Below are 24,866 nucleotides of genomic sequence, written 5' to 3' on the forward strand. Positions count from 1 at the left end.
ACCTAGTCTTGTCTATCCACCGACTGCGGGCCGAGGGCTCATCCCCGCATGCGCGGGGAGCACCGGCCGCGGGAGATCGCCGTGTATCAGCAAGCGGGCTCATCCCCGCATGCGCGGGGAGCACAGTGCTTCGAGCCAGTCGAGGGCGTCGGGTTGGGGCTCATCCCCGCATGCGCGGGGAGCACGTCACCTCCGCCCGCGCCCAGGCCGACGCCGAGGGCTCATCCCCGCATGCGCGGGGAGCACTCACGCACGGATGAGTGGCTGGCGCGGCACCGGGGCTCATCCCCGCATGCGCGGGGAGCACCTCGACCACGGCGACGACAACGGCGTCAGCGTGGGCTCATCCCCGCATGCGCGGGGAGCACCGGACGCAACCCCCCGCCACGCTGTGTCGGTGGGGCTCATCCCCGCATGCGCGGGGAGCACCACCGGCAGCTCGGCCACCCCATCCACGGCACCGGCTCATCCCCGCATGCGCGGGGAGCACTAGAGCTTCTCGTCGAACTCGCGCTGTGCGGCGGGCTCATCCCCGCATGCGCGGGGAGCACGCCAATTGGGCGTCGGACGGTAGTGGCCCGCCGGGCTCATCCCCGCATGCGCGGGGAGCACCTGTCGGGTAGCGGAAAAGAGAGAAAGCGGCGGGGCTCATCCCCGCATGCGCGGGGAGCACTCGCTGCCGTCCCGGGGAAGGTGGCGGCGAGGGGGCTCATCCCCGCATGCGCGGGGACCACAGGTCCAGTGCTTCTCGGTTTCGGTCATGTCAGGGCTCATCCCCGCATGCGCGGGGACCACTTCACGCTGCTCAACCCGCTCCTGCTGGCGACGGGCTCATCCCCGCATGCGCGGGGACCACGCCCTGGAACGCTTCGGCCACCACATCAGCGAGGGCTCATCCCCGCATGCGCGGGGACCACTCCATCGTGGCCACGGTGTTGTAGAGCGGGTTGGGCTCATCCCCGCATGCGCGGGGACCACCGGCGGCGGGCGAGCTTGAGCAGGACCGTCAGGGGCTCATCCCCGCATGCGCGGGGACCACCGACAGCAATAGCCATGTGTCACTCCTGGAAAGGGCTCATCCCCGCATGCGCGGGGACCACACTAATTGACCTGCAGGTTCTCGATGGGTGAGGCCGTTTTTCATTCACTTTCCTTCACAGTTTCGGCCAGCCCACTTCCTTCGACCCATGACATCCAGATTAGTTCCGCCACGACAGTACTTGCGAAAGTGTCGAACGACAGGGCGTCCGGAACCGGCGTGAAGACTCGAGAAGCCGCCGCTACTTTGCGTGGACGGCCGCTACTGGTGTCGGGGGGCTGAATCGAACGCGTCCAGCAACCGCTCGGCTGCCAAAGCTGCGGTGAGAGTCCCCTCGCGCACCTCACGCTCCACGTCATCACGAATCGCCCTCACCTCGGGCGCATCCGCAAGTCGCCGCAGAAGTTGATCGTGCACCATCGTCCACGTCCAGTCCACCAGCTGGCGACGGCGCTTCTCATCGAACTGGCCCGCGTCGGTCAGCTTTCGGCGGTGTTCCAAGACAGTGTCCCAAAACTGGTCCAGGCCAATGCCTTCGAGGCCGCTCATGGTGATCACCGGCGGATGCCACAGCGCATCACGCGGATGAATCAACCGCATGGCGCCGGCCAGCTCACGGGCAGCGGTCTTGGCTTCGATCGAGTGCTTACCGTCGGCTTTGTTGACCGCGACGAGATCGGCCAGCTCCAGCACACCCTTTTTGATGCCCTGGAGCTGATCGCCGGTCCGGGCGAGAGTGAGGAAGCAGAACACGTCGACCATGTTCGCCACCGTCACTTCGGACTGGCCCACGCCGACGGTCTCCACCAAAATCGTGTCGTACCCGGCAGCTTCGAGCAGAACGATGGTTTCCCGGGTCGCCTTGGCGACACCGCCGAGCGTGCCCGCGGTCGGCGAAGGCCGGATGAATGCGTCAGGTTCCACGGACAGGCGCGCCATGCGCGTCTTGTCGCCGAGGATAGAGCCACCGGTCCGAGTGGACGACGGATCGACCGCCAAGACGGCGATTCTGTGGCCCTTCTCGATCAGATACATACCGAGCGAGTCGATGAAGGTCGACTTGCCGACACCCGGAACACCCGTGATACCAACGCGATTCGACACCACGGAGGTAGCCGAGTCGCTGTTCTCGGGGGTGAGGCGCAACAAGAGCTGCTGCGCCAGCGCCCGGTGATCAGACCTGGTCGACTCGACCAGCGTGATCGCCCGCGCCAGCGCCGCCCGGTCGTTGCGCCGGACGGCGGCGGCGAGTTCGTCTACGTCGATCTTCCGCCGCGCCCGTACAACGGGCGCGGCGGAACCCGGTTCGCTCATTCCGCCGAGGACCCCACCTCATGACCCAGTTCGGCGGAAAGCTTGCCGAGCAGGTCGATCGCGGCGTCGGCGATGACGGTGCCCGGCGGGAAGATCGCCGCCGCGCCCGCTTCGTACAGTTCGTCGAAGTCGCCGGGCGGGATGACGCCGCCGACCACGACCATGATGTCGGGGCGACCGACATCGGCCAGTGCCTGGCGCAGGGCCGGCACCAGCGTGAGGTGGCCCGCGGCGAGGGAGGAGACACCGACGATGTGGACGTCGTTGTCGGCTGCCTGCTGCGCCACCTCTTCGGGGGTCTGGAACAGCGGGCCCACGTCGACGTCGAAGCCGAGGTCGGCGAAGGCGGTGGCGATCACCTTCTGGCCTCGGTCGTGGCCGTCCTGGCCCATCTTGGCCACCAGGATTCGCGGGCGTCGGCCTTCGGCGTCGGCGAACTCCTCGACCAGCTTGCTCGCGGCGGTGATGTTGGTGACCTTTCCGGCCTCGTCCCGGTACACACCCGACAGGGTACGGATCTCGGCCTGGTGGCGGCCGTAGACCGCCTCCAGGGCGTCGGAGATCTCGCCGACGGTGGCCTTGGCGCGGGCGGCGTCGATGGCCAGGGCGAGCAGGTTGTTCTCCATGCCGCCCTCGGTGGAGGCGGCGGCGCGGGTGAGTTCGGCCAGGGCGCGGTCGACGGCGTCCTGGTCGCGTTCGGCGCGCAGGCGCTGGAGCTTCTCGAGCTGCTCGGCGCGGACGCGGGAGTTCTCGACCTTGAGGACCTCGACGGCCTGGTCCTCTTCGACCTGGTACTTGTTCACGCCGATCACCGGCTGCTGGCCGGTGTCGATGCGGGCCTGGGTGCGGGCGGCGGCTTCCTCGATGCGCAGCTTCGGGATGCCTTCGGAGATCGCCTGCGCCATGCCGCCGTGCGCTTCGATCTCGGCGATGTGGGCGCGGGCCCGCTCGGCCAGCTGGTGGGTGAGCCACTCGACGTAGTACGAGCCGCCCCAGGGGTCGGCGGGGCGGGTGGTGTTGGACTCCTGCTGGATGAGCAGCTGGGTGTTGCGGGCGATGCGGGCGGAGAAGTCCGTGGGCAGGGCCAGCGCCTCGTCGAGGGCGTTGGTGTGCAGGGACTGGGTGTGGCCCTGGGTGGCGGCCATCGCCTCGATGCAGGTGCGCGCGACATTGTTGTAGACGTCCTGGGCGGTCAGGGACCAGCCGGAGGTCTGCGAATGGGTGCGCAGGGCAAGGGATTTGGTGTTCTTGGGCTCGAACTTGGAGACCAGTTCGCTCCACAGCAGGCGGCCCGCGCGCAGCTTGGCGACCTCCATGAAGAAGTTCATGCCGATGGCCCAGAAGAACGACAGGCGGGGGGCGAACTTGTCGACCTCCATGCCCGCTTCGATGCCCGCCTTGATGTATTCCACGCCGTCGGCGAGGGTGTAGGCGAGCTCCAGGTCGGCTGTGGCGCCGGCTTCCTGGATGTGGTAGCCGGAGATGGAGATCGAGTTGAACTTCGGCATCTTCGAGCTGGTGAAGGCGAAGATGTCGGAGATGATCCGCATCGAGGGCTTGGGCGGGTAGATGTAGGTGTTGCGGACCATGAACTCTTTCAGAATGTCGTTCTGAATGGTTCCGGCCAGCTGCTCGGGCTTGACGCCCTGCTCTTCGGCGGCGACGACGTAGAGGGCCAGGATCGGCAGCACCGCGCCGTTCATGGTCATCGACACCGAGACCTGGTCCAGCGGAATGTGATCGAACAGCTGGCGCATGTCCAGGATGGAGTCGATCGCCACGCCCGCCATGCCGACGTCACCCTGCACGCGCGGGTGGTCGGAGTCGTAGCCACGGTGGGTCGCCAGGTCGAAGGCGACCGACAGGCCCTTCTGGCCGGCCTGCAGGTTGCGGCGGTAGAAGGCGTTGGAGTCGGCGGCGGTGGAGAAGCCCGCGTACTGGCGGATGGTCCACGGCTGGTTGACGTACATGGTCGGGTACGGGCCGCGCACGAACGGGGCCACGCCGGGCACGCTGTCGAGCGGGTAGCCCGCTTCGACGACGGCGTCGCGGTCGGCCTTGGTGAACACCGGCGGCACGTCGATGCCTTCGGGGGTCGACCAGGTCAGCTGCTCGGGTGCGTAGTTGTTGGCCTCGGCGGCGCCGCGCACGAATTCCTCGACCTGGGCGGCGTCGACCGCGGCGGCTTCGGGTTCGTGTTCGGTCAGCGGCACCTCGGCGAAGCTGCCCACCGGGTCGGCCAGGCCGCCCGGCTCTTCGACATGACTGAGGGTCATCAGGCTCCCACCTTCTCCAGCAGGTCGGACAGTGCCGCGACCGCGTCGATCTTCGCGGCGAGGAATCCGTCCGGACGCTGCTCTCCGTCGAGCTCGGCCACGGCCTTCGCCGCGCCTGCCAGCAGCACCGTTTCCACTCCGGCCGCGCGCAGCGCCTCGACCGCCGCGCCCGCGTCCGTGCCGTAGCGGGCGTCCGAACCACACAGCACCGCGATCGGGGCGGCGGCTTCCTTCGCGGCGGCGGTGATGCCCTCGCCCGCGAGCGGGCCGGGGTTCACCGATTCGATGCCGCCGGAGGCGAGCAGGTTGGCGATGAAGGTGACGCGCACGTTGTGTTCGGCGACCGTGCCCAGCGGCACCAGCAGCGCCTTGGGGCGGGTGCCGTTGGCGGCGAGGTAGGCGTCGGAGCGGTTGCGCAGCGCTTCGAAGGCCGCGCCGTAGCGGGCGATCGCCTCGGTGGTGCGGGCCTGCTCGGACAGCGGCTTCTCGGCCAGGTTCGGGAATTCGTTGACGCCGGTGACCGCGAACTTGCGGTGGGCCACGTCGCTGTCGCGGGCGGCCTTGGTCTCGGCGATCGCCTCGGCGAGCTTGCCGGACGCGAGGGCGGCCTCGTAGCCACCTTCACGCTCGAGTTCCTGCATGAACTCCCATGCCTTGGCGGCGAGTTCGGCGGTGTAGGACTCGATGTACCAGGAGCCGGCGCCCGGGTCCTGCACGTGGCCGAGGTGGGATTCCTCGAGCAGCAGGAGCTGGGTGTTGCGGGCCATGCGATCGGAGAACGACTTCGAGACGCCGAGTTCGCCCTGCGGCAGCGCGGAGTCGAAGGGCAGCACGGTGAGGGTGTCGGCGCCGCCGACGCCCGCGCCGAAGGCGGCCAGGGTGGTGCGCAGCAGGTTCACCCACGGGTCGCGCTTGCTCATCATGACCGCGGAGGTGACCGCGTGCTGCGGGGCGTTGCCCGCTTCCGGGGCGCCGGAGACCTGGGCGACGCGGGCCCAGAGGGTGCGCGCGGCACGGAATTTCGCGATGGTGGCGAACTGGTCGTCGGTGGCGGCGAAGCGGAACTCGATCTGGTTCAGCGCGTCGGCGACATCGATACCGGCGGCGGTGAGCGCGCGCAGGTAGGCGAGGCCGGCGGCGACCGAGGCGCCGAGTTCCTGGGCGTCGGAGGCGCCCGCGTTGTGGAAGGCGGTGCCGTCCACGGTGATCGCGCGGACCGTCTCGGGGCGGGCGACGGCCCGCTTCGCGAGTTCGACGGTCTGCGCGAGGTCGGCGTCGTAGGCGGCGGCGACGGCGCTGGTGAGCGGGGCGGCGCCGAGGCCGATCCGGATGGCCGTGCGGTCGTCGACGGTGTAGGCGTCGAGGAGGGCGTAGAGCTGGGCGGCGGCTTCGGTGACGTCGGCACGGGCACTCAGTGCCAGGGGCGCGAGTTCGAAGAGCAGGCCGCGCAGGGCGGTGGGCAGGTCGGCCACGGGCACGCCGTTGCCACCGACGGTCAGGCGGATGGCGCTCAGGCCGTTCTCCAGACCGGCGAGGATCTCGCGGTTGACCGCTTCGGCGTCGGTGCCGGTGAAGTCGGCGCTGACGTTCCAGCCGCGATGTACGTCGCGCGTGCCGTCGCGGCCGCGCACGAAGGGGAACACGCCGGGCAGCGGCGGTTCGGGGCGCTCGTCACGGCGCGTGTAGAGCGGGTTGACGGTCAGGCCGTCGTAGGTGGTCTGCGCGAGCAGCTGCTCGGGCTCGTCGGGCAGCTCGGATATATCGACCCTGCGCGCCTTGGCGAGCACGCCGGCCACACCCTTACGCCACGCACCGTACTGCGGCACTGCCTCCGCACCCGGAGACGGATCTGAAGCGATCGGCATAGCTTCTTCCCTCTTCCCTTCGACCACGGGGCGCGCACACCCCTGTGCACCCGAAACCTTCGATGTTCACCCAGGTCAGCGACCACGTAGGTTAACGAGCATTCGTCCCGTTTCCATTGATGCTAGCGGCACCCCGCACGGCGGCTGACCTCGAGTGCCACTACCAACCGGTAACCTCTGGTGGGTGAGGGCGTTGCTCAGGAATCCGCGTATCGTCGCACTGCTCGCCGTTCTCGGCGCGCTGTGCGTGGCCGCTGTGCTGGTTCCGCTACCGACGCCCCAGCAGATCCAGGACTGGGCCGGTTCGCTCGGCGCGTGGTTCCCGCCGGTGTTCCTGTTGATCTACGCCGTCGTCGCGGTGGCGCCGGTGCCGCGCACGGTACTGACCGTCAGCTGCGGGCTGCTCTTCGGGGCGGGACTGGGCATCGCGGTCGCGCTGACCGCCACGGCTCTGGCGGCTGTACTGGCACTGCGCTTGGTGCGCGCGATGGATCGCGACCGGGTCGCCGCCCGGCTCACCCATCCGAGGGTTCGCGCGATCGACGACCGGCTGCGCAGGCGTGGTTGGCTCGCGGTCGGGTCGCTGCGCCTGATCTCCTTCGCGCCGTTCTCGGTGGTCAACTACTGCTGCGCGCTGTCGTCGATCCGCGTCAAGCCGTATCTGCTGGCGACCGTCGTGGGTTCGGCCCCCGGCACCATCGCCACGGTGATCCTCGCCGACGCGCTCACCGGCGGCACCCATCCGGCCGCCCTGGCGGTCTCGGCGATCTGCCTGCTGATCGGAATGGGCGGACTGTTCCTCGACGCCCGATGGGAGCCGGCCGTCGAGCCCATCCGCGAACCGGCGCCCTCCGCGACAGCGGGCGCCACCACATCCCTGGACTGAGCCTCCCCAGGGGGGCGGGTCAGCCTTCGCGTTTGCTCTGGTCGTACCAGATGACCGGGGCGGGCAGGTCGTCGTGCGGGGGCAGCGATTCGACGAACTCCCCGGACACATCGAGGTGATCGGCGACGACCTTGACCGGATTCGAGGCCAGCCATTTGTTCACCGAGATATCGGAGTACTCGGGGTATTTGAACACCTCGACGAAGATCATCGTCTCCTCGCCGAGGTTCTGCACATAGTGTCCGGCGACCTGCGGGACGATCCCGACATCGCCGGCCTTGTAGTCGAAGGTGCGCGACCGGCCGTTGGAGTCGAAGATCGTCATCCGGGCCCGGCCCTGGAGGTAGTACTGCCATTCGGCGGCCTTCGGGTGCCAGTGCAGTTCTCGCATACCGCCGGGCTCGACCTCGACGAACGCCGCCGAGATGGTCTTCGCGGCGGGGAAGGTATGGACGTCGACGATTCGGACCCGCCCCGCCTCGGATTCGATGGGCACCGCGTTCTCCATGTGGAAAGTGAACGGTGAGGGAACTCTACGAACGTCACCCGGGCGCTGCTCCTCCGCGATCGGACCGGGCACATCCGCTCGGAAGATGTATTTCTGATCCTTCGGGAAGGAGGCGATCTCCTCGACGGTCTTCCCGAGGTTCGCGGCGACGACATCCTGAGGGGTATGGGCGAACCAGTCCGACAGCAGGAAGGTCGAGTTCTCCGAGAAGTCCGGCTCGCTGAAGACGAGCAGGAATTCGACACCGTCTTCGAGGCCCTCGATGGAATGCGGGATGCCGGCTTCGAAATTCCACAGATCACCCGTTTCGACATCGTCGACGAACGAGCGACCGAATTCGTCCATGGCCGTCACGCGGCAACTGCCGAGCAGTACGAGGCCCCATTCGGCCTGCTTGTGCCAGTGCAGTTCTCGATAGGCGCCGGGTTCGAGGGCCATGTTCACACCCGCGACGTCCATCGAGGCCGGGATTTCGCGGTTGGTCACCTCACGGGCCCAGCCGCCGTCCTCCAGACGCTGATGGGCGTCGGAGAACGAGTACTTCATGTTCGCCATCGTGCCGTGGTCGGTGGCGGGCGGAACGAGGAGGTCGGGATTCTCCCGGTCGCGCCAGATGTCGCGTGGACCGAGGTCGAGCCAGCCCTTGCTGTCGGCCTTCCGTATCGGGTGCGGCGTCACATCCGTGGTCATGCCTACCCTCCTGGGTTCTGCAGCGCGTGGGTTCCGCAGCGCGCGATCGAGAATCGCGAAATATGCCGGGAAACAGGAATTTTGGACCGCACGCATGCATCGTGCGGTGTGCCGGGAGCGAAATCTCCGACGGCACTTGCTGTCAGGTCACATCGCATCGCTCGCCTGGCGGTCCGCGGGGACCGGAGAATTCTGCGCGACCAGATGTGCATCCCGAGTCTACGCCGCGGGGATTCTCGCACCAGGGGCTTCGGCCCGCCCGGATCGGCGGTACGCATCACGAACAGGAGACATTCGCCGCGCACGACACCGCACCGAGTCGATTACGTGTCATCACGACATCGGGGAATCCGGGTAGCCTGCCCGATGTGAGTGACGCGCCCGGCACCACACCCTCGACCCGCGATATCGGGGTGACAGCGTGGTCGGCACCCAATCCGTTCGGCGAGCCGACCGCGTATCTGCTCGTCCACCCCGTCCACGGCACCGCCGACGACGCACTGCTCGAGACGATCACGACTCTGGGGCTCGAACGCTCGGATATCGACGGCGACATCCTGCCGATCGGCACCGACACCCTGTATGCCTCGCTGCGCGCATTGCGCGTGGAACTGTGCCGGAACGATCAGGTGTGGCTGAGCCGGCCGGTGACCGACGGTTGGACCGCGCATGCGATCGGGCGGCGGTACATCGTGCTCGCGGCCGGTACCGAACCGCTCGCCGAGGACGCCGACGCCGGGGCCATCGCCGCCTACCTGGCCGACCGGGAGAACGTGTACGCGGCGCTGGTCAAGATCCGGGTTCGGCGCGAGCAGGAGTGACGACACCGCCGCGCTCCTCAGCCCGATCGTCGGGCGAGCACGCTCGCACCGGTGTCGAGGGCGGATCGCAGGGCCGTCAGGATGTCTCGCGCGGGCACCACCGGAGGACGCGTCGAGGCGGGCGATGCGGGTGTCGCCATCGGCGACTCGCGCCCGAGCAGTGTCGACAGATCCCGACCGGTGACCGAGAAGTCCAGGCCGTTCGGCGCGGTATATGTGCGCCTCGCGCGCTCGGTCCCGTGCTCGTCGAGAACGGTGATCTCGAGGTCCAGCATTCGGCGTTCGCCGCCCTCGTAGACCTCGGCGCGGCTGTGGCTCCAGGTGCGCAGCACGGCTTCCGGGGAGGACAGCCCGGCGAGTTCGGCGACGGGGTCGGTGGGCTCCACGTGCGCCTCGCCCGGGCCGAGCGGCGTGCTGAACACCGCGCGGACTCGTGCGCCGGAGTCCGCGGATCCGAGGCCGATCCGGCAGCGGATGCGTTGGCGTGAGCGATTGGTGAGTTCGAGTGCGGTGTCGGTGAGCCGCACGTGGATCACGTCGGAGGCGCGCACAGGCGGGAGGGCATCGGCGGGTGCGCGGGATGTGGTGTTCGAGGGGGTGGCCGGATCGTTTCCGGACCGTGTCGCGGCACCATCGTCCGGCGCGGCGGGTGTCTCGTCCGCCGGACCGCTCAGTTCGACCCCCAGCGCGAGTTCCACCATCGAGGAGACCTGTCGAGCCAGGTCGGCTCCGTACCGCGCGTGGACCGCATCGAAGACGAGCACGATATCCGCGTCGGGATGGTCCGCGACCAGGGTCGCCGCCTCCGCGGTCCCGGGCGGCACCGGGGCGACGATCAGCGACGGCCGCGACGTGAGTCGGTGCAGCGAACGCTCCGGGCGGGGATTCGCGATCTCCCGCCAGTCCGGTACGGCGGTGCGGGCCGCCGCCCGCGCGGGAAGTCCGTTGTGCAGCGCCGAGCTTGCCGCACCGCGTGCGTTGATGTGCTCGACCCGGCGACCGGCGTGGGCGGCGAGCGCGGCGCCGAGGTGGACTTCGTACGACGACACCGATCCCGCGGGCGAGAGCACGGCGACGGGTCCGGGCATCGGGGTCTCGACGGCGGGCAGCAACACCACCGCGAGGGCGCGGGAGGTCACGGTTGCGGCCGCGCTCGCGGTGGCCTCGGCGAGGATCGCCGGGCCCGCATGCCGCCACGGGTCCGGGTCGTCCCGCAGCCCCGCCACGGTGATCAGAGAGCCGTTCGGCGCGGTCGACAGCAATGCCGCGGCCGGCGAGTTCGCGGCCGCGGGTCCGGTATCGCCGTGCACCGGCAGGAGGCCGTAGTCGCGGAGACGACGGGAATCGGACGCGCCGAGACGCAATGGAGGCACCACGACAGCGGTGTGTCTCATGCTGTCAGGCTATCGGCCGACCGGCGTGCCGGCAGCAGCCGAACCAACGGAACCGGCCCGACCGGAAGCGTGGTCAGTTCCGGCCGAGGTTGCGGAGCGGGAGGGCGGCGGCGAGGGCGGTCACCGCGACGAAAGCGAGCAGGGCCGGGATGGGGTCGAGGTCGGGCAGCCAGGTGAAGTCGGCGGCGTAGACGGCGGCGAGCATGGTGGGTGGCGCGAACACCGCGACCACGATGGTCAGCAGGCGGAGCACGGCGCTGTGGCGCGCACCGAGGCAGGTGGTGGCGGACTGGGCGAGGAAGCGCAGTGCGTCGTGGTCGCGTTCGGCGCGGCGGGCGACCCGGTCGATATCGGCGATCAGGTCACCGACTCGCTCGCCGAGTTCGCCGGTAGCGGCGGCCGGGGGGTGTTCGAGGCGGCGGGCGGCGGCGGCCAGGCAGGACTGGGTCTCGCGGACTCGTGAGACGATGCGCTCTATCTCGCCGAGCCGGTGGATCGCCGTGCGCGCGGCGGCGGCTCCCATGCCGTGACCTTCCTCGAGAGCAGAGCGGGCGATCACGTCGCGCTGTTCGTCCAGCTGCCGGGCGGTGTGCTCGAGCACCCGTTCGGAGGCGACGTTCAGCGCGCCGAGCAAGGCGAAGGCGACGCCGTGGGACGAGGCGGTGAGGGTGGCGTCGCGGCGCATGGCCGAGATCGCGGTCTCGAAGGGGACGAAGGGCTCGGCGGGTTGCAGGGTGATCAGGAATTCCGCGCCGAGCGCGAGGACGATGGTCTCGTGTTCGATCGTTTCGCCGCGGCGGAAGTTCACCGGGATGGGGAGGTAGGTGTAGTCGCCCGGGGTCGGCAGGCCGGCGTTGCCCTCACGCCAGGGGGCGAAGTCCACACCGAGGCGTTCGCGCAGGACGGTGGCGATATCATCATCGCTCGCATGCAGTGGAATCCAGTGCATGCCAAGGGTTTCGGTATCGAATCGGTCGACCGGCGCCGACGGGGCGGCGGACGGACAGGTGGCCAGGGACGGCGCGGGCATCAGCTGCTCACCCCACTTCGGATTGTCGGAGGACGGCGCGCGACATCGCGCCGCCGTCCATTGAAGCGGCGTGGCCGAGCTCGAGTCAATCCGGGACGAGAGTGTTCGACGGCCGTTCACCCATTGTCTCGATGGCGTCGAATGCCGATGGCGGACAATGGAAGTAAGAGGTATGCCCGGCTACCGGGCGAGCGCGAACAGTTCCGCCGAGGTGGCGGCGTCGATCGCGGCGCCGTCGAGGAATTGCGATTCGGTCAGGCCGAGCCGTGTGGTGACCAGTTCCAGTGCCATGCGCAGGACTTCGCCCTCACTCGACGCGACCACCTGGGATTGTTCGAGCCGGGTGCCGCGCTCGACCCGGACACGGCACCGCCAGCCGGCGCGCTGGGGGAACTGCACCGGGTGCCCGATGCCGACCCACACCGTGTCGCCCTGGTCCTGGAACTGCTTGGTCGCCAGCGAACCCGCATCCGCCGGCCGCGGGGCACCACCGAAGATCGACAGGTCCGACATCACGCTCTCCCCTGGAATTCGGGTACCGATGGCTCATTCGCCGGTTGATCACGGTCACCGTAACCCGAAGCCCAGGGGTTAGCAACTGTTCAGCAAACTTTTCGATGTGGGGTCGATCACCGGGACCCGCAGGTCACTGCCGACCGTGATCCTCCGGCGGCAGGCCGTACCCCTGCGGCGGACGATCTTCCGGCGAAAAGCCTTGCGGCGGAGGGGCATAGCCCTGAGCCGGTCCGGCATGGGGCGGTTGCTGGTGCGGTTGTGCGTGCTGCTCCGGCGGCGTCACCAGCCCTTGACCGGGCTGCCACTGCTGCTGTTCGAGCTGCGGCGGGGCAGACTGCTGCTCGCGAGCCGGGGCGGGCGGGCGGGCCGCCGGGGAGCGCGGGGGCACGGTCGGATCCTCGACCGGCTTGCGCGCGTCCGCCTCCGCGGCCCGCACCGCGCGCTCGACGGTGGGATCGGTGGACAGGTCGAACCAGTCGGCCACATCGGAGTCGTCTTCCACCTTCGGCGCCGCGACATCCTCGACGGCGGGCTCGTAGCGGAACACACCGTCCTCGCCCTTGGTGCCGAAATTGCGGGCGAAGCCCTCCAGCGCCTTGCCGAAATCGCTGGGCACCATCCACACCTTGTTCGCATCCCCGCGCGCGACCATCGGCAGGGTCTGCATGTACTGGTAGGCCAGCAGCTCCGGGGTGGGCTTGCCCGCCTTGATCGCGGCGAAGACCTTCTCGATGGCTTTGGCCTGGCCCTGAGCCTGCAGGAAGGCCGCGGCGCGCTCGCCCTGGGCACGCAGGATGCGGCTCTGGCGCTCACCCTCGGCGGACAGGATCGCCGACTGCTTGGCGCCCTCGGCCGCGAGGATCTGGGCTTGCTTGGCACCCTCGGCGGTCTTGATCTGCGATTCGCGGGTGCCCTCGGCGGTGAGGATCATCGCGCGCTTCTCGCGGTCGGCCTTCATCTGCTTTTCCATCGACTCCTGGATCGACGGGGGCGGATCGATGGCCTTGAGCTCGACCCGGGCGACGCGCAGACCCCAGCGGCCGGTGGCCTCGTCGAGCACGCCGCGCAACTGGCTGTTGATCTGGTCCCGGGAGGTCAGCGTCTCCTCGAGGGTCATGCCGCCGACCACATTGCGCAGCGTGGTGACGGTGAGCTGTTCGACGGCGGCGATGTAGTTGCTGATCTCGTAGACGGCCGCCTGCGGGTTGGTGACCTGGAAATACACCACCGAGTCGATCTGCAGGGTCAGGTTGTCCTGGGTGATGACCGGCTGCGGCGGGAACGACACCACACGCTCACGCAGGTCGACCTTGGCACGGATCCGGTCGGCGAAGGGAATCAGGAAAGTCAGCTGGCCGGAGACGGTGCGCGAGTACCGGCCCAGGCGTTCGATCACCGCGGCCTCGGCCTGGGGGACGAGCGCGACCGATTTGAACAACACCACCGCGATCAAGACCACGATGACGAGCGCGACTATCAGAAATTCCATCTACTACGGTCCCTTCCATACGACGGCCGTGGCGCCGTCGATAGCCATCACGGACACGGTCGCCCCCGGTTCGAAGACGTCCCCCACATTCATCGCGCGCGCGGTCCAGACCTCGCCGCCCAGCTTCACCAGGCCCGCGGAGTCCGAGACCTGCTCGAGCACCGTCGCGGTCTTGCCCGGCAGCGCGTGCACATTGGTCAGGGTCGGCGGTTCGCTGCCGAACTTCCTGCGCAACGTCGGCCGCACCCCGGCGAACAGCACGAGCGTGATCACACCGAAGACCAGCGCGTCGACCACCACCGGAAAGTCGGTGGCCGCGCTGAATCCCGCGGTGCCCAGCGCCGCTACGCCGAGCATCAGCAGAGAGAGTTCCCCGACCAGCACTTCCGCGGCGGCGAGCAGCAAGCCCGCCACCAGCCAAGCAATCGCTGCCACGAAACCCACTCTAGCCCGCGGCCACCGATCGCGGGCCCGACCGAATCGTCCGGTTCCGCGCCCACCGCGTCGCAGCGCCGAAAGCGGGTTCGGGGCGGGTAGTTTCGACCGGGTGAGTACGCGGGACAGCCAACGCTACGGCGGCGACATCTTCGCCGGGCACGCCAGGACGAAGAAGCGGGAGATTCCGGTCGTACAGGCCGAGCGCGATCTGGTCGTCGAGGACGCGGCGAGCGGATTCTGTGGCGCTGTCGTCGGATTCGATCGCAGCTACGACGGGGAGTTCGTGAAACTCGAGGACGGGCGCGGTGCGGTGCGGCTGTTCGCCATGCGGGAGGCGGCCTTCCTCATCGACGGACGGCCGGTCACCCTGGTGCGGCCGAAACCGGCCGGGCCTGCCGGGCCCACCCGTTCGGCCTCGGGCTCGACCCGGGTCGAGGGGCTGCGCGCCCAGGTCGCCAAGGCCAGCCGCATCTGGGTGGAGGGCGTGCACGACGCCGCGCTGGTGGAGCGGGTATGGGGCCACGATCTGCGGGTCGAGGGCGTGGTCGTCGAGCATCTCGAGGGCCTGGACAACCTGGCCGAGCGGCTCGTGGAGTTCTCCCCCGGGCCGGGCAGGCGGGTCGGTGTGCTGGTGGATCACCTGGTCACCGGGTCCAAGGAGACCCATCTGACGACGGGGCTCGGCCCGCACGTGCTGGTCACCGGTCACCCCTATATCGACGTGTGGCAGGCCGTGCGGCCCGCCGCGCTGGGGATCGAGGCCTGGCCGCGGGTGCCGCGCGGGGAGGATTGGAAGACCGGCGTGTGCCGCAGGCTGGGGTGGGGCACGCCGCAAGACGGGTGGCGGCGGGTCTACTCCTCGGTCGGCTCGTTCCGCGACCTGGAATCGCCGCTCATCGGCGCGGTGGAACGGCTCATCGATTTCGTGACCGAGCCGACGGACACCACGCAGTAGCCACACTCCGCCGGTGCGAGAGCGCCGACGGCTTTATGCTCGATGATTATGTGCTCTCCAAGTGCCACGCTGACGGTGTGGGCCGGCTCCTGGCTGGCCGGGAACAGTGCGCCCGACGACGTACTCGGGGCGTTGCACGCCTGGGCCCCCAGACACACCATCGCCGCCGGTGACCCGCTGACCGGCGGGCGCTCCGACCTGCCCTGGTCCTATCGCGGCGAGCCCACCGGCAGCGCGGTGATGCCGTTGCTCAAGGTGATTCGTGAGGCGATGGCGAGTGAGGGGGCTCAGGTGCGCCTGGTGCTTCCGGTGCCCGGTGATGTGCGCGGGCTGCCCATCGGCACGGTGTTCGCCGCCGATGCGCTGGAGGCGGGCGAAGGCATTCTGGCGGGCACGCCCGGCACCGAGGGCACCGGGCTCATCCCCGTGTGGGTCGACGACGACACCCTGCAGTGGACGGTCTACAGCGTGCCCGTCCCCGCCGCGCCCGGGTCGGATCTGTCGCTCGGCGAGGCCGAATACACCATGCGCGAGGCGGTTCGCGACGCCGCCGACGCACTGATGAAGCTGCACACCACCAGCGCCGGGCTCTCCGACGCCGATCCGCGCGAGCTGATCGAGGCCGAGCTGGCCGACTACGCACGCCACGACTATCCGGATTCGATTCCCTTGCGCGCCAAGCGGATTCTGGATACCGCCGATCATGTGGCGGCCATTCTCACGGTCGCCCAGCGCGAGCCGGCGGCCTCCCCCACCTCGGCGACCGCCATGAACGAGCACGAGAATCTGCTGCGGCCGCTGTGGGACGCGATTCGCGCCGCGCGGCTGATCGCGGTGCACGCCTCCGCCCGTAGCTGAGTACGGCACCTACCCCCGCGTCCGGCGGTCCGCACCCGCCGGGCTGTCCGCGACCGCGCGGCGCGTTCCGGTGGGCCGGCGGGGGTTCGAGCTGCGCGACGGGACCGGTATCCGACGCCGCGATCGGGCCGACGACGAACTCGGCCACGACCGGGCAGGTCGCTGGATCAGCGGCCCGCCGGGGTCGGGCGGCGTTGCGGCGCACAGCATTTCACGGCGCAGGGCGCGCCGTCGTCGGTGTTGCCGTAGCCGGGGACATCGCCGAGCCTGCGCGGGGCGAGGCCGTCGAGTTGCTCGCGGATCAGTTCCACGACCAGTCGGGCGAAGCGCGGGTCGGTGCCGGGGGTGGCGGCACGGGCGAAGGCCATGCCCAGTTCGGCGGCCTTGTCCTTGGCTTCGTTGTCGAGGTCCCAGATCACCTCGAGGTGGTCGGAGACGAAGCCGACCGGGCACACCACGACGGAGTCCACGCCCTTGGCGGACAGGTTCTCGAGGTGGTCGACGATGTCGGGTTCGAGCCAGGGCACCTGCGGCGGGCCGGAACGGGACTGCCAGACCAGGTCGTGGTCGGCGAAACCGGCTGCGGCGGCGGACAATCGGGCGGCCTCGGCGACCTGGCGGGTGTAGAGGCCGCCGCCGTCGGCGGGCGGTCCCGCGGCGGCGTCGGCGCTCGTGGGCACCGAGTGGGCGGTGAAAACGAGCCTGGCGCGGTCGCGGCGGTCGGCGGGCAGTTCGTCGAGCGCGGCGCGGATCGCGTCGCCGAAGGATTCGATCAGCAGCGGGTGGTCGAAGTACTGGCGCAGCTTGCGCAGGTGGGGCGCGCCTTCGCCAACCGCGGCCCTGGCGCGGGCGATGTCCTCGTGGTACTGCAGGCAGCCGGAGTAGCCGCCCCAGGCCGAGGTCGGGAAGACCAGCGCCGAGCGCACCCCGTCCTCGGCCATCCCGGCGACGGTGTCCTCCACCATCGGGTGCCAGTTGCGGTTGCCGAAGTAGACCGGCAGGTCGATGCCCGCAGCGGCGAGTTCGCGCTCGACCGCGGCGATGATGTCGCGGTTGAGCGCGTTGATCGGGGAGACCCCGCCGAAGTGCAGGTAGTGCTGCGCGACCTCTTCGAGGCGTTCACGCGGCACCCCGCGACCCCGGGTGACGTTCTCCAGGAACGGCATCACGTCCTCGGGGCGTTCGGGGCCGCCGAAGGACAGCAGTACCAGTGCGTCGAACGGACGAGCATCGGCGGCCACGATCGGTCCTCTCCTCGAAATCAGTTGCTCGCGAAGCCTTCCGGGAACCAGGTGTTGTGGCTGGCGCCGCCGTCGACGTAGACGATCGAGCCGGTGGTGGCCGGCAGCCAGTCCGACAGCAGGGCGACGATGGACTTGCCGACCGCGGTCGCGTCGTCGACGTCCCAGCCGATCGGCGAGGCGCCGTCCCAGTACAGGTTGAGCTGGTTGAGCTTGGCGGCGTCGTCGGTGGCGGTGCCCGCGATGGCCTTGGCGGCGAGGGTCTTGATCGGGCCCGCGGCGACCAGGTTGGAGCGGATCTTCTTGGCCTCGCCGACCTCGCGGGCGACGTAGCGGTTGACCGACTCCAGCGCCGCCTTGGCCACGCCCATCCAGTTGTAGTACGGCATCGCGGTACGCGGATCGAAGTCCATGCCGACCAGCGAGCCGCGCTCGTTCATCACCGGCAGCACCGCGCGGGCCAGCGAGGCGTAGCTCCACGCGGAGATCTCGAACGCCTTGGCCGCGTCGGGGCCGGGGCCGTCCAGGAACGGCTTGGCTTCCGGGCCCATCAGGGTGCGCGGGGCGAAGGCGATCGAGTGCAGCACGCCGTCGAGGCCCTCGGGGGCCAGCTCCCGGATCTTGTCGGCCAGGCCGGCCAGATCCTCTTCGTTGGTGACGTCGAGGCCGATCGCGGGCGGGACCTCCTGCGGCAGCCGCTTGGCGATGCGGTCGATGAGCCGCAGCCGCTCCGGGATACCGGTGATGAGCACCTTCGCACCCTGTTCCTGCGCGATCGCGGCCGCGCGGAACGCGATCGAGGCATCGGTGATGATGCCGGTGACGAGGATGGTCTTGCCTTCGAGCAGTCCGCCCATGAGTTCCTGGTTCTCCCTGATATCTAGAGTGCGCCTACACCGGAAAGTGCGTTGCCGCGGGCCAGCGGAATCTTAGTGCCCCATACCCATTCCGCCGTCGACCGGGATCACCGCGCCGCTGATGTAGGCGGCGTCGTCGGAGGCGAGGAAGCTGATGGCGGCGGCTACTTCTTCCGGCTTGCCGGTGCGGCCGAGCGGGATGGCCTGCTTGGCCATCTCGATGTACTTGTCGTCCATCTCCGCGGTCATGTCGGTGTCGATGAAGCCCGGGGCGACGACATTGGCGGTGATGTTGCGGGTGCCGATCTCGCGGGCGATCGAGCGGGCCATGCCGATCAGGCCCGCCTTGGAGGCCGCGTAGTTCACCTGGCCGGGCACGCCGGACATGGCGACCACCGAGCCGAGGAAGATCATGCGGCCGAACTTGGCGCGCTGCATGCCCTTGGTGGCGCGCTTGGCGCAGCGGAAGGCGCCGGTCAGGTTGGCGTCGAGCACCGAGGTGAACTGCTCCTCCGACAGCCGCATGAGCAGCATGTTGTCGGTGATGCCGGCGTTGGCCACCAGGACCTCCACCGGGCCCTGGTGCGCCTCGACTTCACTGAACGCTTCGTCCACGGAGGCGGAGTCGGTGACGTCGCACTTGACGCCGTAGAGCCCTTCCGGCGCACCCGAACCGCGGTGGGTGACGGCCACCTTGTGACCGTCGGCCGAGAGCCGCCGGGCGACCGCGAGGCCGATGCCCCGGTTGCCGCCGGTCACCAGTACCGATCGAGGTGTGAGGTTGGTCATGGGGCCTAACCTATCTGCTCGGGTTCCGGCGCCGGCGCCCGGGCGGGCGACCTTGTGGAAACCGACAACCGGACGGCGCTAGGGCAGGCGCTGGCGATAGAGCAGACCCGTGACGATGCCCGCGGACACGAGCAGCATGCCGAGCAGCAACCAGGGCCTGCTGGCGTCGCCGCGCGTGGTTTCGTAGCCGATCTGCTCCTCGAGGGTGTCGTAGACGGCGGTCAGTTCCTCGAGGCTGGAGGCGGTGTAGAACTCCCCGCCCGACAGCTTGGCGATCTCGCGCAGCGACTCGTTGTCGACCGGGACCTTGACCCGCTGCGAGCCCTGGCCGTCCTGGTCGGGGATCTCCACCGAACCCCAGTCGGTGCCGAAGGAGATCGTCGAGACCGGAATGCCTTTGTTCTTGGCGAGCCGGGCCGCGGTGAAGGCGTGCCTGGGGTTGTCGACATCCTTGTCGTCGGGCACGGTCTGCTTGCCGTCCGACATGAGCACGATGCGCGCCGGGGGCGGGGTCTCCGCGCCGCCGAGCACCGTCGCCAGGGTTTCGATCGACTGCAGTGCGGTGAGGATGCCCTCGCCGGTGGCGGTGCGCTCGGCCAGCTTGATGTTGTCGATGGCGGCCTTGACGGCTTCCCGGTTGGTGGTGGGCGACTGCATCACCGAGGCGGTGCCCGCGAAGGTCACGAAGCCGAGGTTGATGCCGGGGGTGAGGCCGTCGACGAACTCCTTGCCGGCCTGCTGGGCCACCGAAAGGCGGTTCGGCGGAACGTCCTTGGCCTCCATGGACAACGAAACGTCCATCACCAGAACGACTGTCGCGCGGTTACGGGGCACCTTCTGCACCGCGGTCGGACCGGCCGCCGCGATGGTCAGGAAGATCAGGCCGACCAGCATCAGGGCGACCGGCACGTGCCGCAACGGCGAGGGTCGCGCCGGCGCGACCTTCTCCAGCAGCTCCATATTGGTGAACCGCAGCATCTGGCGGTGCCTGGAGCGCTGCACCAGCACATAGCCGAGCGCGATGAGCGCGACGACGACCAGGAAACCGAGCCAGATCAGCGCGGTGAAATGCGAAATACTCACTGACGAGGCACCCGCCCGGTCGAGGCGCCCAAGCTGTGGCGCCGGGTGGACACGAACCGGACCACGTCGGCGATCCAGTCGCGATCGGTCTGCAAGCTCATCACCGGCGCGCCGCAGCTGCGCAGAGCCTGTGCCACCTGTTCGCGGTGGCGCTCGGCGGCGGCGTGGAAATCGGCGCGCAGGGTGGGGGTGACGCTGAATTCGCGGGTACGGCCGGTCTCGGGATCGTGCAGCACCACATCGCCCACATCGGGCAGTTCCATGTCGCGCGGATCGAGCACCTCCACCGCGAGCAGGTCGTGGCGGGCGGAGATCGCGCGCAGCGAGCGCTGCCAGTCGATGTCGCCGAGGAAGTCGCTGATCACGACGGCCAGCCCGCGTTTGCGCTGCGGGCGGCGCAGCGACTCGATGGCGCCGCGGAGATCGCCGCGCACGCCGTCGCGGGCGTGCGGGGTGGTGGCGATCGCGCGCAGCAGCGACTGGGCGTGCACCCGGCCGCTGCGGGCGGGGATGCGCACCAGTTGCTCGCCGGTGGCCACGACGGCGCCGATGCGGTTGCCGCCGCCGCTGGTCAGGTAGGTGACCGCGGCCGCGGCGGCGATCGCCAGGTCGCGTTTCTGGCAGGCGGCGGTGCCGAAGTCGAGGCTGGCCGACAGGTCGATCACCATCCACGTCTCCAGCTCGCGGTCGGCGATCATCTGCCGTACGTGCGGATGGGTGGTGCGGGCGGTGACCGACCAATCCATCTGGCGCACATCGTCGCCCGGCTGGTAGAGCCGGGACTCCCCCGGCTCGGAACCGGGGCCGGGGATGAGGCCGAGATGGTCGCCGTGCAGGACGCCGTCGAGACGGCGGCGCACGGTCAGCTCGAGTGTCCTCAGTGCGGCGGCCAGGCGTGCGTCGGAGAGCTCGCCCGCCCGGAAGGACGGCGGCGCATGCGATGACATGGTCACGCCGCGGTCACTTGGGCTGGTTGTTGCCGGCCGGAGCGGGCGCGCCCTGCTGCACCGGGCCCTGCTGCGCGGGCGGCTGCGGGATCTGCTGTTGCTGCGACGCCCCGCTGGGGACCGCCTGCGGGGCGACCTGCGGCAGGCCGACGGTCTGCAGCACCCGCTTGATGACGTCCTCCGGGCTGATCTCGTCGGCCAGCGCGTCGTAGGACAGCACGAGACGGTGCCGCAGCACGTCCGGGATGACCTCGACGACGTCCTGGGGCACCACGTAATCGCGGCCGCGGATCAGCGCGACCGCGCGGGCGGCGGCGATGATGCCGAGGCTGGCGCGCGGCGAGGCGCCGTAGGCGACCCAGTTGGCGACGTCGGCCATGCCGAAATCCATCGGCTTGCGGGTCGCGGCGATCACCCGGACGACGTAGTCGACGAGGGCGTGGTGCACGAAGGTGTTGGCGGCGACCTTCTGCAGGCGGATCAGCTCCTCGGGGTCGAGGATGCGCTTGGCCTCCGGCGGGGTGACACCCATCCGGTAGATGATCTCGCGCTCCTCCTCGACGGAGGGATAGTCCACGACGACCTTGAACAGGAAGCGGTCGCGCTGCGCCTCGGGCAGCGGGTACACGCCTTCGCTCTCGATCGGGTTCTGGGTCGCCATGACCAGGAACGGATCGGGCATCGGGTAGGTCTTGCCGCCGATGGAGACGTGCCGCTCGGCCATCACCTCGAGCAGCGCGGACTGGACCTTGGCCGGCGCGCGGTTGATCTCGTCGGCGAGCACGAAGTTCGCGACCACCGGGCCGAGCTCGGTGTCGAACTCTTCGCGGCCCTGCCGGTAGATGCGGGTACCGATGAGGTCGGTGGGCACCAGGTCGGGGGTGAACTGCACGCGGGAGAAGGATCCGCCGACGACCTTGGCGAAGGTCTCCACGGCCAGCGTCTTGGCGATGCCGGGGACGCCTTCGAGCAGGACGTGGCCACGGGCGAGCACGCCGACGAGCAGTCGCTCCACGAGCCGGTCCTGGCCCACGATGACCCGTTTGACCTCGTAGATCGCCTTTTCGAGAGTCTGGACGTCACGCTCGAGGGCGCCCTCCGCAACAGTCGCTGCCTCCGGCTTCTCCTTTGCCAGATTCGCCCCACTCACGCTGTCCGTCGAAGTCACCAACATCCCCGCTTTCGCCTCGGTCTAGTGCGTGCGGCACCAACTATTCCAGGTAATCGCCCACTGTGCCGCAACCGGCTGGCGCTAGCACCGGAATTCGCGGCCGGGACACCGGACGCGGGGGCGCCGCGAGCGTGCGGCGCCCCCGCGCGAGCGGGCCGGGCGATACCGGAAAAGACCAGGTGGACAAGGGTTCAGCTGATGATGCGGACCGCATACGGCATGATGCCGTCCTCGCGCACCGGTGACACCTTCACGACGTCACCGGATTGCGGCGCCTCCACCATTTTCCCGTTGCCCAGATACAGGGCGACGTGCTGACTGCCGCCGGGGCCCCAGAACAGCATGTCGCCGCGGGCTTTCTGGGCGAGCGGGACGCGGGTGCCCGCGTTGTACTGATAACCGCTGTAGTGCGGTAGCGAGACGCCGATGCCGGCGAAGGCGTAGAGCATGAGGCCGGAGCAGTCGAAGCCGACCTTGTTGTAGTCGCCGTAGCTGTCGGCCACGCCGCCGTCGCGGATGCCGAGGGTCGGGCCGTCCTCGTCGCCGCCGCCCCAGGCGTAGGTGACGCCCAGTTGTGACATGGCCCGGTCGACGACGATCTCCACCGCCTGCGAGCCGCGTACCGAGGGGCTGCTCTGCGAGGGAGTCGACTTCTTCCTCGGCGCCGGGCTGTCCTCGAGTTCGGTGTGCGGGCGCTTGCCCTCGCCCAGTTGCGCGGCGCGTTCTCTGGCGGCGAGGTCGGCGGCCGCGCGGGCGGCGGCCTGGGCGGCGGCGACCAGCAGCGCTTCGGCCTCCTCGGCCAGCCGTTGCTGGTTCCAGTCCTGGTAGACCTCACGCTGGGTGTACAGGCCCTGCACGGTGGCGCGGGCGGCATCCAGCCGGGACTGGGCCGCGTCGCGCTCGCGCAGCAGGCTCGCGCGGCGGGCGGACTCGCTGTCGAGTGCGGACTTGGCGGCGGCCACGGCGTTCTCGGCGGCGGCCTTGAGCTGTTCGGCCTCGGCGGCGGCCGCATCGGCCTGCGATTTCGCTTCGCGGGCATCGGAATTGCGGTTGCCGAGTTCGATCTGGGCGCGGCGCAGGGTGTCGAGCACCTGCTGCTGGTTCTTCGACACCAGGCCGATGACCTCGGCGCGGTCGATGGCACCGGTCGGGGTGGCGGCGGTCAGGTGGGTGATCAGCGAACCCGAGGTCGGACGGGTGTAGGCGGCGGTGGCGAATTCGTCGAAGCCGTCGCGGGCGCGGGCGACCTCCTGACCGGCGACATTCAGGTCGGCCCGGGTGATCTCCACCTGCGTGGCGGCGGCGTCGGCGGCCTCGCGGGCCTCCTGCAGATCGACCAGCGCCTTGTTGACCTCTTCACGGCGGGTGGCGACTTCGTCGTCGAGCTGACGCAGTTGCTGATCGACCTCGGCCACCTCGTTGATGAGGGCGCCGACCGCGCCGACCCCCGCGTCGACCCGCGCGCCCGCTTCGGCGATCTGCCCATCGCTGGGATTCGGCGGCGGTGGCGGGACCGCCACGCCGGTACCCGCCGTCAGCACCAGCGCCGCGCAAACCAGCAATCCGAGAGCGATCGAACGTTTCGATCGCTGACCGGCCCCATGGCTCCCGTGCATCGCACCTCCAAGGACTCGAGTCGGGCATCGCCACAAGAGCCCCACCGGGGACCACCGTGCTCATCCGTCGGCGGATAACTCTGCTACCTCTAGTTCCCCATCGGCGACCATTCGAACCGTACGACACTTTATGGCCCGGGCGAAACTCCTGTCACAGAATCACAACGGCGTAATTCGTCGGTAGCCACACGTTCGCCGCGCTTCCGGTCCGGTTTGCTGGATATAAACAAACCGGACGTCATGAAAAAGCCGGATGGAAGCAACCGCCGTCAGCTCGGAAGCATTGCGGGGCACGGGATCACCCGCCGTGTGTTTGCGCCGAACCCGCCCGATCGACTCCGCCCCGGCGCCCGGCCCGTGCTGCCGCGCGGTTCACGGCCTGGCCGGACCACAGCGACGAAGACGACGACAGGCCGCGCCGGATGGCGCGGCCCGGATGGCGGCCGGGGAGACCGGCCGAAAGAAATGTCAGACGGAGGTGGTGCGGCGCTCCCGGTCGGCAGCTCCGGCCGCGCGGCGGGACTTGATGTACGCCAGACCGGCGACCGCCGCCGCGGTGCCGCCGAGCACGATGCAGGTGACCGCGGTCCAGGAGACCATTTCGGGCTCGGCGATCCGGTCGACGAAGACGTTCGCGGCGGTCACCGAATCACCCTGCTTGCTCTTGGCCGCGTCCTCGGCCCATTCCAGGCGCACGCGGCTGATGGTGTCGCTGTAGGTGCCGACCCAGTCGTCGCTGAAGACGACCACGGTGCCGTGTTCGGTCCTGGCGACCTCGGTGGCCAGGTCCCGTAGGTTGGAGTCGTGGCCCGGATTTCCGGGAATGACCACGATGCTCAGCGGAATGCCGTCGGCTCGCGCCTCGGCCACGATCGCCTCGAGTTCGGACTGGTCACGGCCCTCCGGCATCGCCACGTGATTGTCGGCGACATCGGTCTTGATCGTCTGCAGCGCATCGTCGTCGATGGTGGGCGGCAACCCCGCGGCGAGCGGGGAGAAAACCGAGGTGTGCGAGGGGGCCATCTTCCATCCGGTCTGTGCAGCCACGCCGCCGGGCGCGACGACGGGCATCCAACACTGCAA

General features: G+C 69.4%; 21 protein-coding genes and 1 CRISPR repeat array. Of the genes, 4 read left to right on the forward strand and 17 right to left on the reverse strand.

Annotated features, from left to right (window positions below; translation table 11 throughout):
* The first annotated feature begins 34 nt into the window (after window positions 1-34).
* Window positions 35-1,100: a CRISPR direct-repeat array (repeat unit 29 nt; unit sequence GGGCTCATCCCCGCATGCGCGGGGAGCAC).
* Window positions 1,101-1,300: 200 nt separating this feature from the next.
* Genes meaB through ON26_RS16150 form a run of 3 tightly spaced genes read right to left on the reverse strand, consistent with a single transcriptional unit; the run spans window position 1,301 to window position 6,494 of the window.
* Complete coding sequence (gene meaB / locus ON26_RS16140; RefSeq protein ID WP_040796989.1) at window positions 1,301-2,353, reverse strand: methylmalonyl Co-A mutase-associated GTPase MeaB; 1,053 nt, start codon at window positions 2,351-2,353, stop codon at window positions 1,301-1,303.
* On the reverse strand, window positions 2,350-4,629 hold the full coding sequence (gene scpA, locus ON26_RS16145; RefSeq protein WP_051027140.1) for a methylmalonyl-CoA mutase: 2,280 nt from the start codon (window positions 4,627-4,629) through the stop codon (window positions 2,350-2,352). Before scpA ends, meaB begins: the two co-directional genes overlap by 4 nt.
* The gene (locus ON26_RS16150; protein ID WP_051027141.1) at window positions 4,629-6,494 is read right to left on the reverse strand and encodes a methylmalonyl-CoA mutase family protein; all 1,866 of its coding nucleotides are present in this window, start codon (window positions 6,492-6,494) and stop codon (window positions 4,629-4,631) included. Before ON26_RS16150 ends, scpA begins: the two co-directional genes overlap by 1 nt.
* A 184-nt stretch (window positions 6,495-6,678) precedes the next feature.
* Between ON26_RS16150 and ON26_RS16155 the strand changes: the two genes are divergently transcribed.
* Window positions 6,679-7,380: a TVP38/TMEM64 family protein gene (locus ON26_RS16155; RefSeq protein WP_085999022.1), complete on the forward strand. Its 702-nt coding sequence runs from the start codon at window positions 6,679-6,681 to the stop codon at window positions 7,378-7,380.
* Window positions 7,381-7,399: 19 nt separating this feature from the next.
* Here the strand turns inward: ON26_RS16155 and ON26_RS16160 are convergent, their stop codons facing one another.
* Complete coding sequence (locus ON26_RS16160) at window positions 7,400-8,578, reverse strand: cupin domain-containing protein (protein WP_040796990.1); 1,179 nt, start codon at window positions 8,576-8,578, stop codon at window positions 7,400-7,402.
* Window positions 8,579-8,946: 368 nt separating this feature from the next.
* Between ON26_RS16160 and ON26_RS16165 the strand changes: the two genes are divergently transcribed.
* A complete protein-coding gene (locus tag ON26_RS16165) occupies window positions 8,947-9,399 on the forward strand; it encodes a hypothetical protein (protein WP_040796991.1) in 453 nt (150 codons plus the stop codon).
* Window positions 9,400-9,416: 17 nt separating this feature from the next.
* Here ON26_RS16165 and ON26_RS16170 read toward each other — a convergent pair whose 3' ends face one another.
* The 5 genes from ON26_RS16170 to ON26_RS16190 all read right to left on the reverse strand — a co-directional run bounded on the left by ON26_RS16170 (window position 9,417) and on the right by ON26_RS16190 (window position 14,263).
* Complete coding sequence (locus tag ON26_RS16170) at window positions 9,417-10,793, reverse strand: hypothetical protein (RefSeq protein ID WP_040796992.1); 1,377 nt, start codon at window positions 10,791-10,793, stop codon at window positions 9,417-9,419.
* Between the two features lie 73 nt (window positions 10,794-10,866).
* Window positions 10,867-11,823 (reverse strand): CorA family divalent cation transporter, encoded by a 957-nt coding sequence (locus tag ON26_RS16175; RefSeq protein ID WP_040796993.1) that lies wholly within the window; start codon window positions 11,821-11,823, stop codon window positions 10,867-10,869.
* A 180-nt stretch (window positions 11,824-12,003) separates the two neighbouring features.
* Window positions 12,004-12,336: a hypothetical protein gene (locus ON26_RS34050; protein ID WP_051027142.1), complete on the reverse strand. Its 333-nt coding sequence runs from the start codon at window positions 12,334-12,336 to the stop codon at window positions 12,004-12,006.
* A 133-nt stretch (window positions 12,337-12,469) separates the two neighbouring features.
* On the reverse strand, window positions 12,470-13,828 hold the full coding sequence (locus ON26_RS16185) for an SPFH domain-containing protein (RefSeq protein ID WP_083884130.1): 1,359 nt from the start codon (window positions 13,826-13,828) through the stop codon (window positions 12,470-12,472).
* A 3-nt stretch (window positions 13,829-13,831) separates the two neighbouring features.
* On the reverse strand, window positions 13,832-14,263 hold the full coding sequence (locus tag ON26_RS16190; RefSeq protein WP_040797012.1) for an NfeD family protein: 432 nt from the start codon (window positions 14,261-14,263) through the stop codon (window positions 13,832-13,834).
* A 112-nt stretch (window positions 14,264-14,375) separates the two neighbouring features.
* Between ON26_RS16190 and ON26_RS16195 the strand changes: the two genes are divergently transcribed.
* Together ON26_RS16195 and ON26_RS16200 are read left to right on the forward strand one after the other, a co-directional pair.
* Entirely contained in the window at window positions 14,376-15,221 is an 846-nt protein-coding gene (locus ON26_RS16195; RefSeq protein WP_040796994.1) for a DUF3097 domain-containing protein, read from the forward strand.
* 48 nt (window positions 15,222-15,269) lie between these two features.
* Window positions 15,270-16,079 (forward strand): Rv1486c family protein, encoded by an 810-nt coding sequence (locus ON26_RS16200; RefSeq protein ID WP_040796995.1) that lies wholly within the window; start codon window positions 15,270-15,272, stop codon window positions 16,077-16,079.
* Window positions 16,080-16,246: 167 nt separating this feature from the next.
* On the opposite strand, the gene ON26_RS16205 is transcribed toward ON26_RS16200, so the two are convergent.
* From ON26_RS16205 to ON26_RS16240, 8 genes are all read right to left on the reverse strand, one after another.
* Entirely contained in the window at window positions 16,247-17,320 is a 1,074-nt protein-coding gene (locus ON26_RS16205) for a ferrochelatase (protein WP_174375406.1), read from the reverse strand.
* 20 nt (window positions 17,321-17,340) lie between these two features.
* Window positions 17,341-18,177: an NADH-dependent enoyl-ACP reductase InhA gene (gene inhA / locus ON26_RS16210; protein WP_040796996.1), complete on the reverse strand. Its 837-nt coding sequence runs from the start codon at window positions 18,175-18,177 to the stop codon at window positions 17,341-17,343.
* 72 nt (window positions 18,178-18,249) lie between these two features.
* A complete protein-coding gene (gene fabG1, locus ON26_RS16215; RefSeq protein ID WP_040796997.1) occupies window positions 18,250-18,966 on the reverse strand; it encodes a 3-oxoacyl-ACP reductase FabG1 in 717 nt (238 codons plus the stop codon).
* Between the two features lie 78 nt (window positions 18,967-19,044).
* On the reverse strand, window positions 19,045-20,049 hold the full coding sequence (locus ON26_RS16220) for a VWA domain-containing protein (protein ID WP_040796998.1): 1,005 nt from the start codon (window positions 20,047-20,049) through the stop codon (window positions 19,045-19,047).
* Window positions 20,046-20,996: a DUF58 domain-containing protein gene (locus ON26_RS16225; RefSeq protein ID WP_040797014.1), complete on the reverse strand. Its 951-nt coding sequence runs from the start codon at window positions 20,994-20,996 to the stop codon at window positions 20,046-20,048. The genes ON26_RS16220 and ON26_RS16225 overlap by 4 nt, the downstream gene beginning before the upstream one ends.
* Window positions 20,997-21,009: 13 nt before the next feature.
* Window positions 21,010-22,170 carry a chaperone MoxR1 gene (gene moxR1 / locus ON26_RS16230; RefSeq protein ID WP_245545872.1) on the reverse strand — a complete coding sequence of 387 codons (1,161 nt, stop codon included), beginning with the start codon at window positions 22,168-22,170 and terminating at the stop codon, window positions 21,010-21,012.
* Between the two features lie 188 nt (window positions 22,171-22,358).
* Window positions 22,359-23,783: an NlpC/P60 family protein gene (locus ON26_RS16235; RefSeq protein WP_040796999.1), complete on the reverse strand. Its 1,425-nt coding sequence runs from the start codon at window positions 23,781-23,783 to the stop codon at window positions 22,359-22,361.
* Between the two features lie 468 nt (window positions 23,784-24,251).
* On the reverse strand, window positions 24,252-24,806 hold the full coding sequence (locus ON26_RS16240) for an Rv1476 family membrane protein (protein WP_245545873.1): 555 nt from the start codon (window positions 24,804-24,806) through the stop codon (window positions 24,252-24,254).
* Window positions 24,807-24,866 lie beyond the last annotated feature (60 nt).

It is taken from the genome of Nocardia higoensis NBRC 100133 (genome assembly GCF_000308595.1).
Lineage (GTDB): Bacteria > Actinomycetota > Actinomycetes > Mycobacteriales > Mycobacteriaceae > Nocardia > Nocardia higoensis.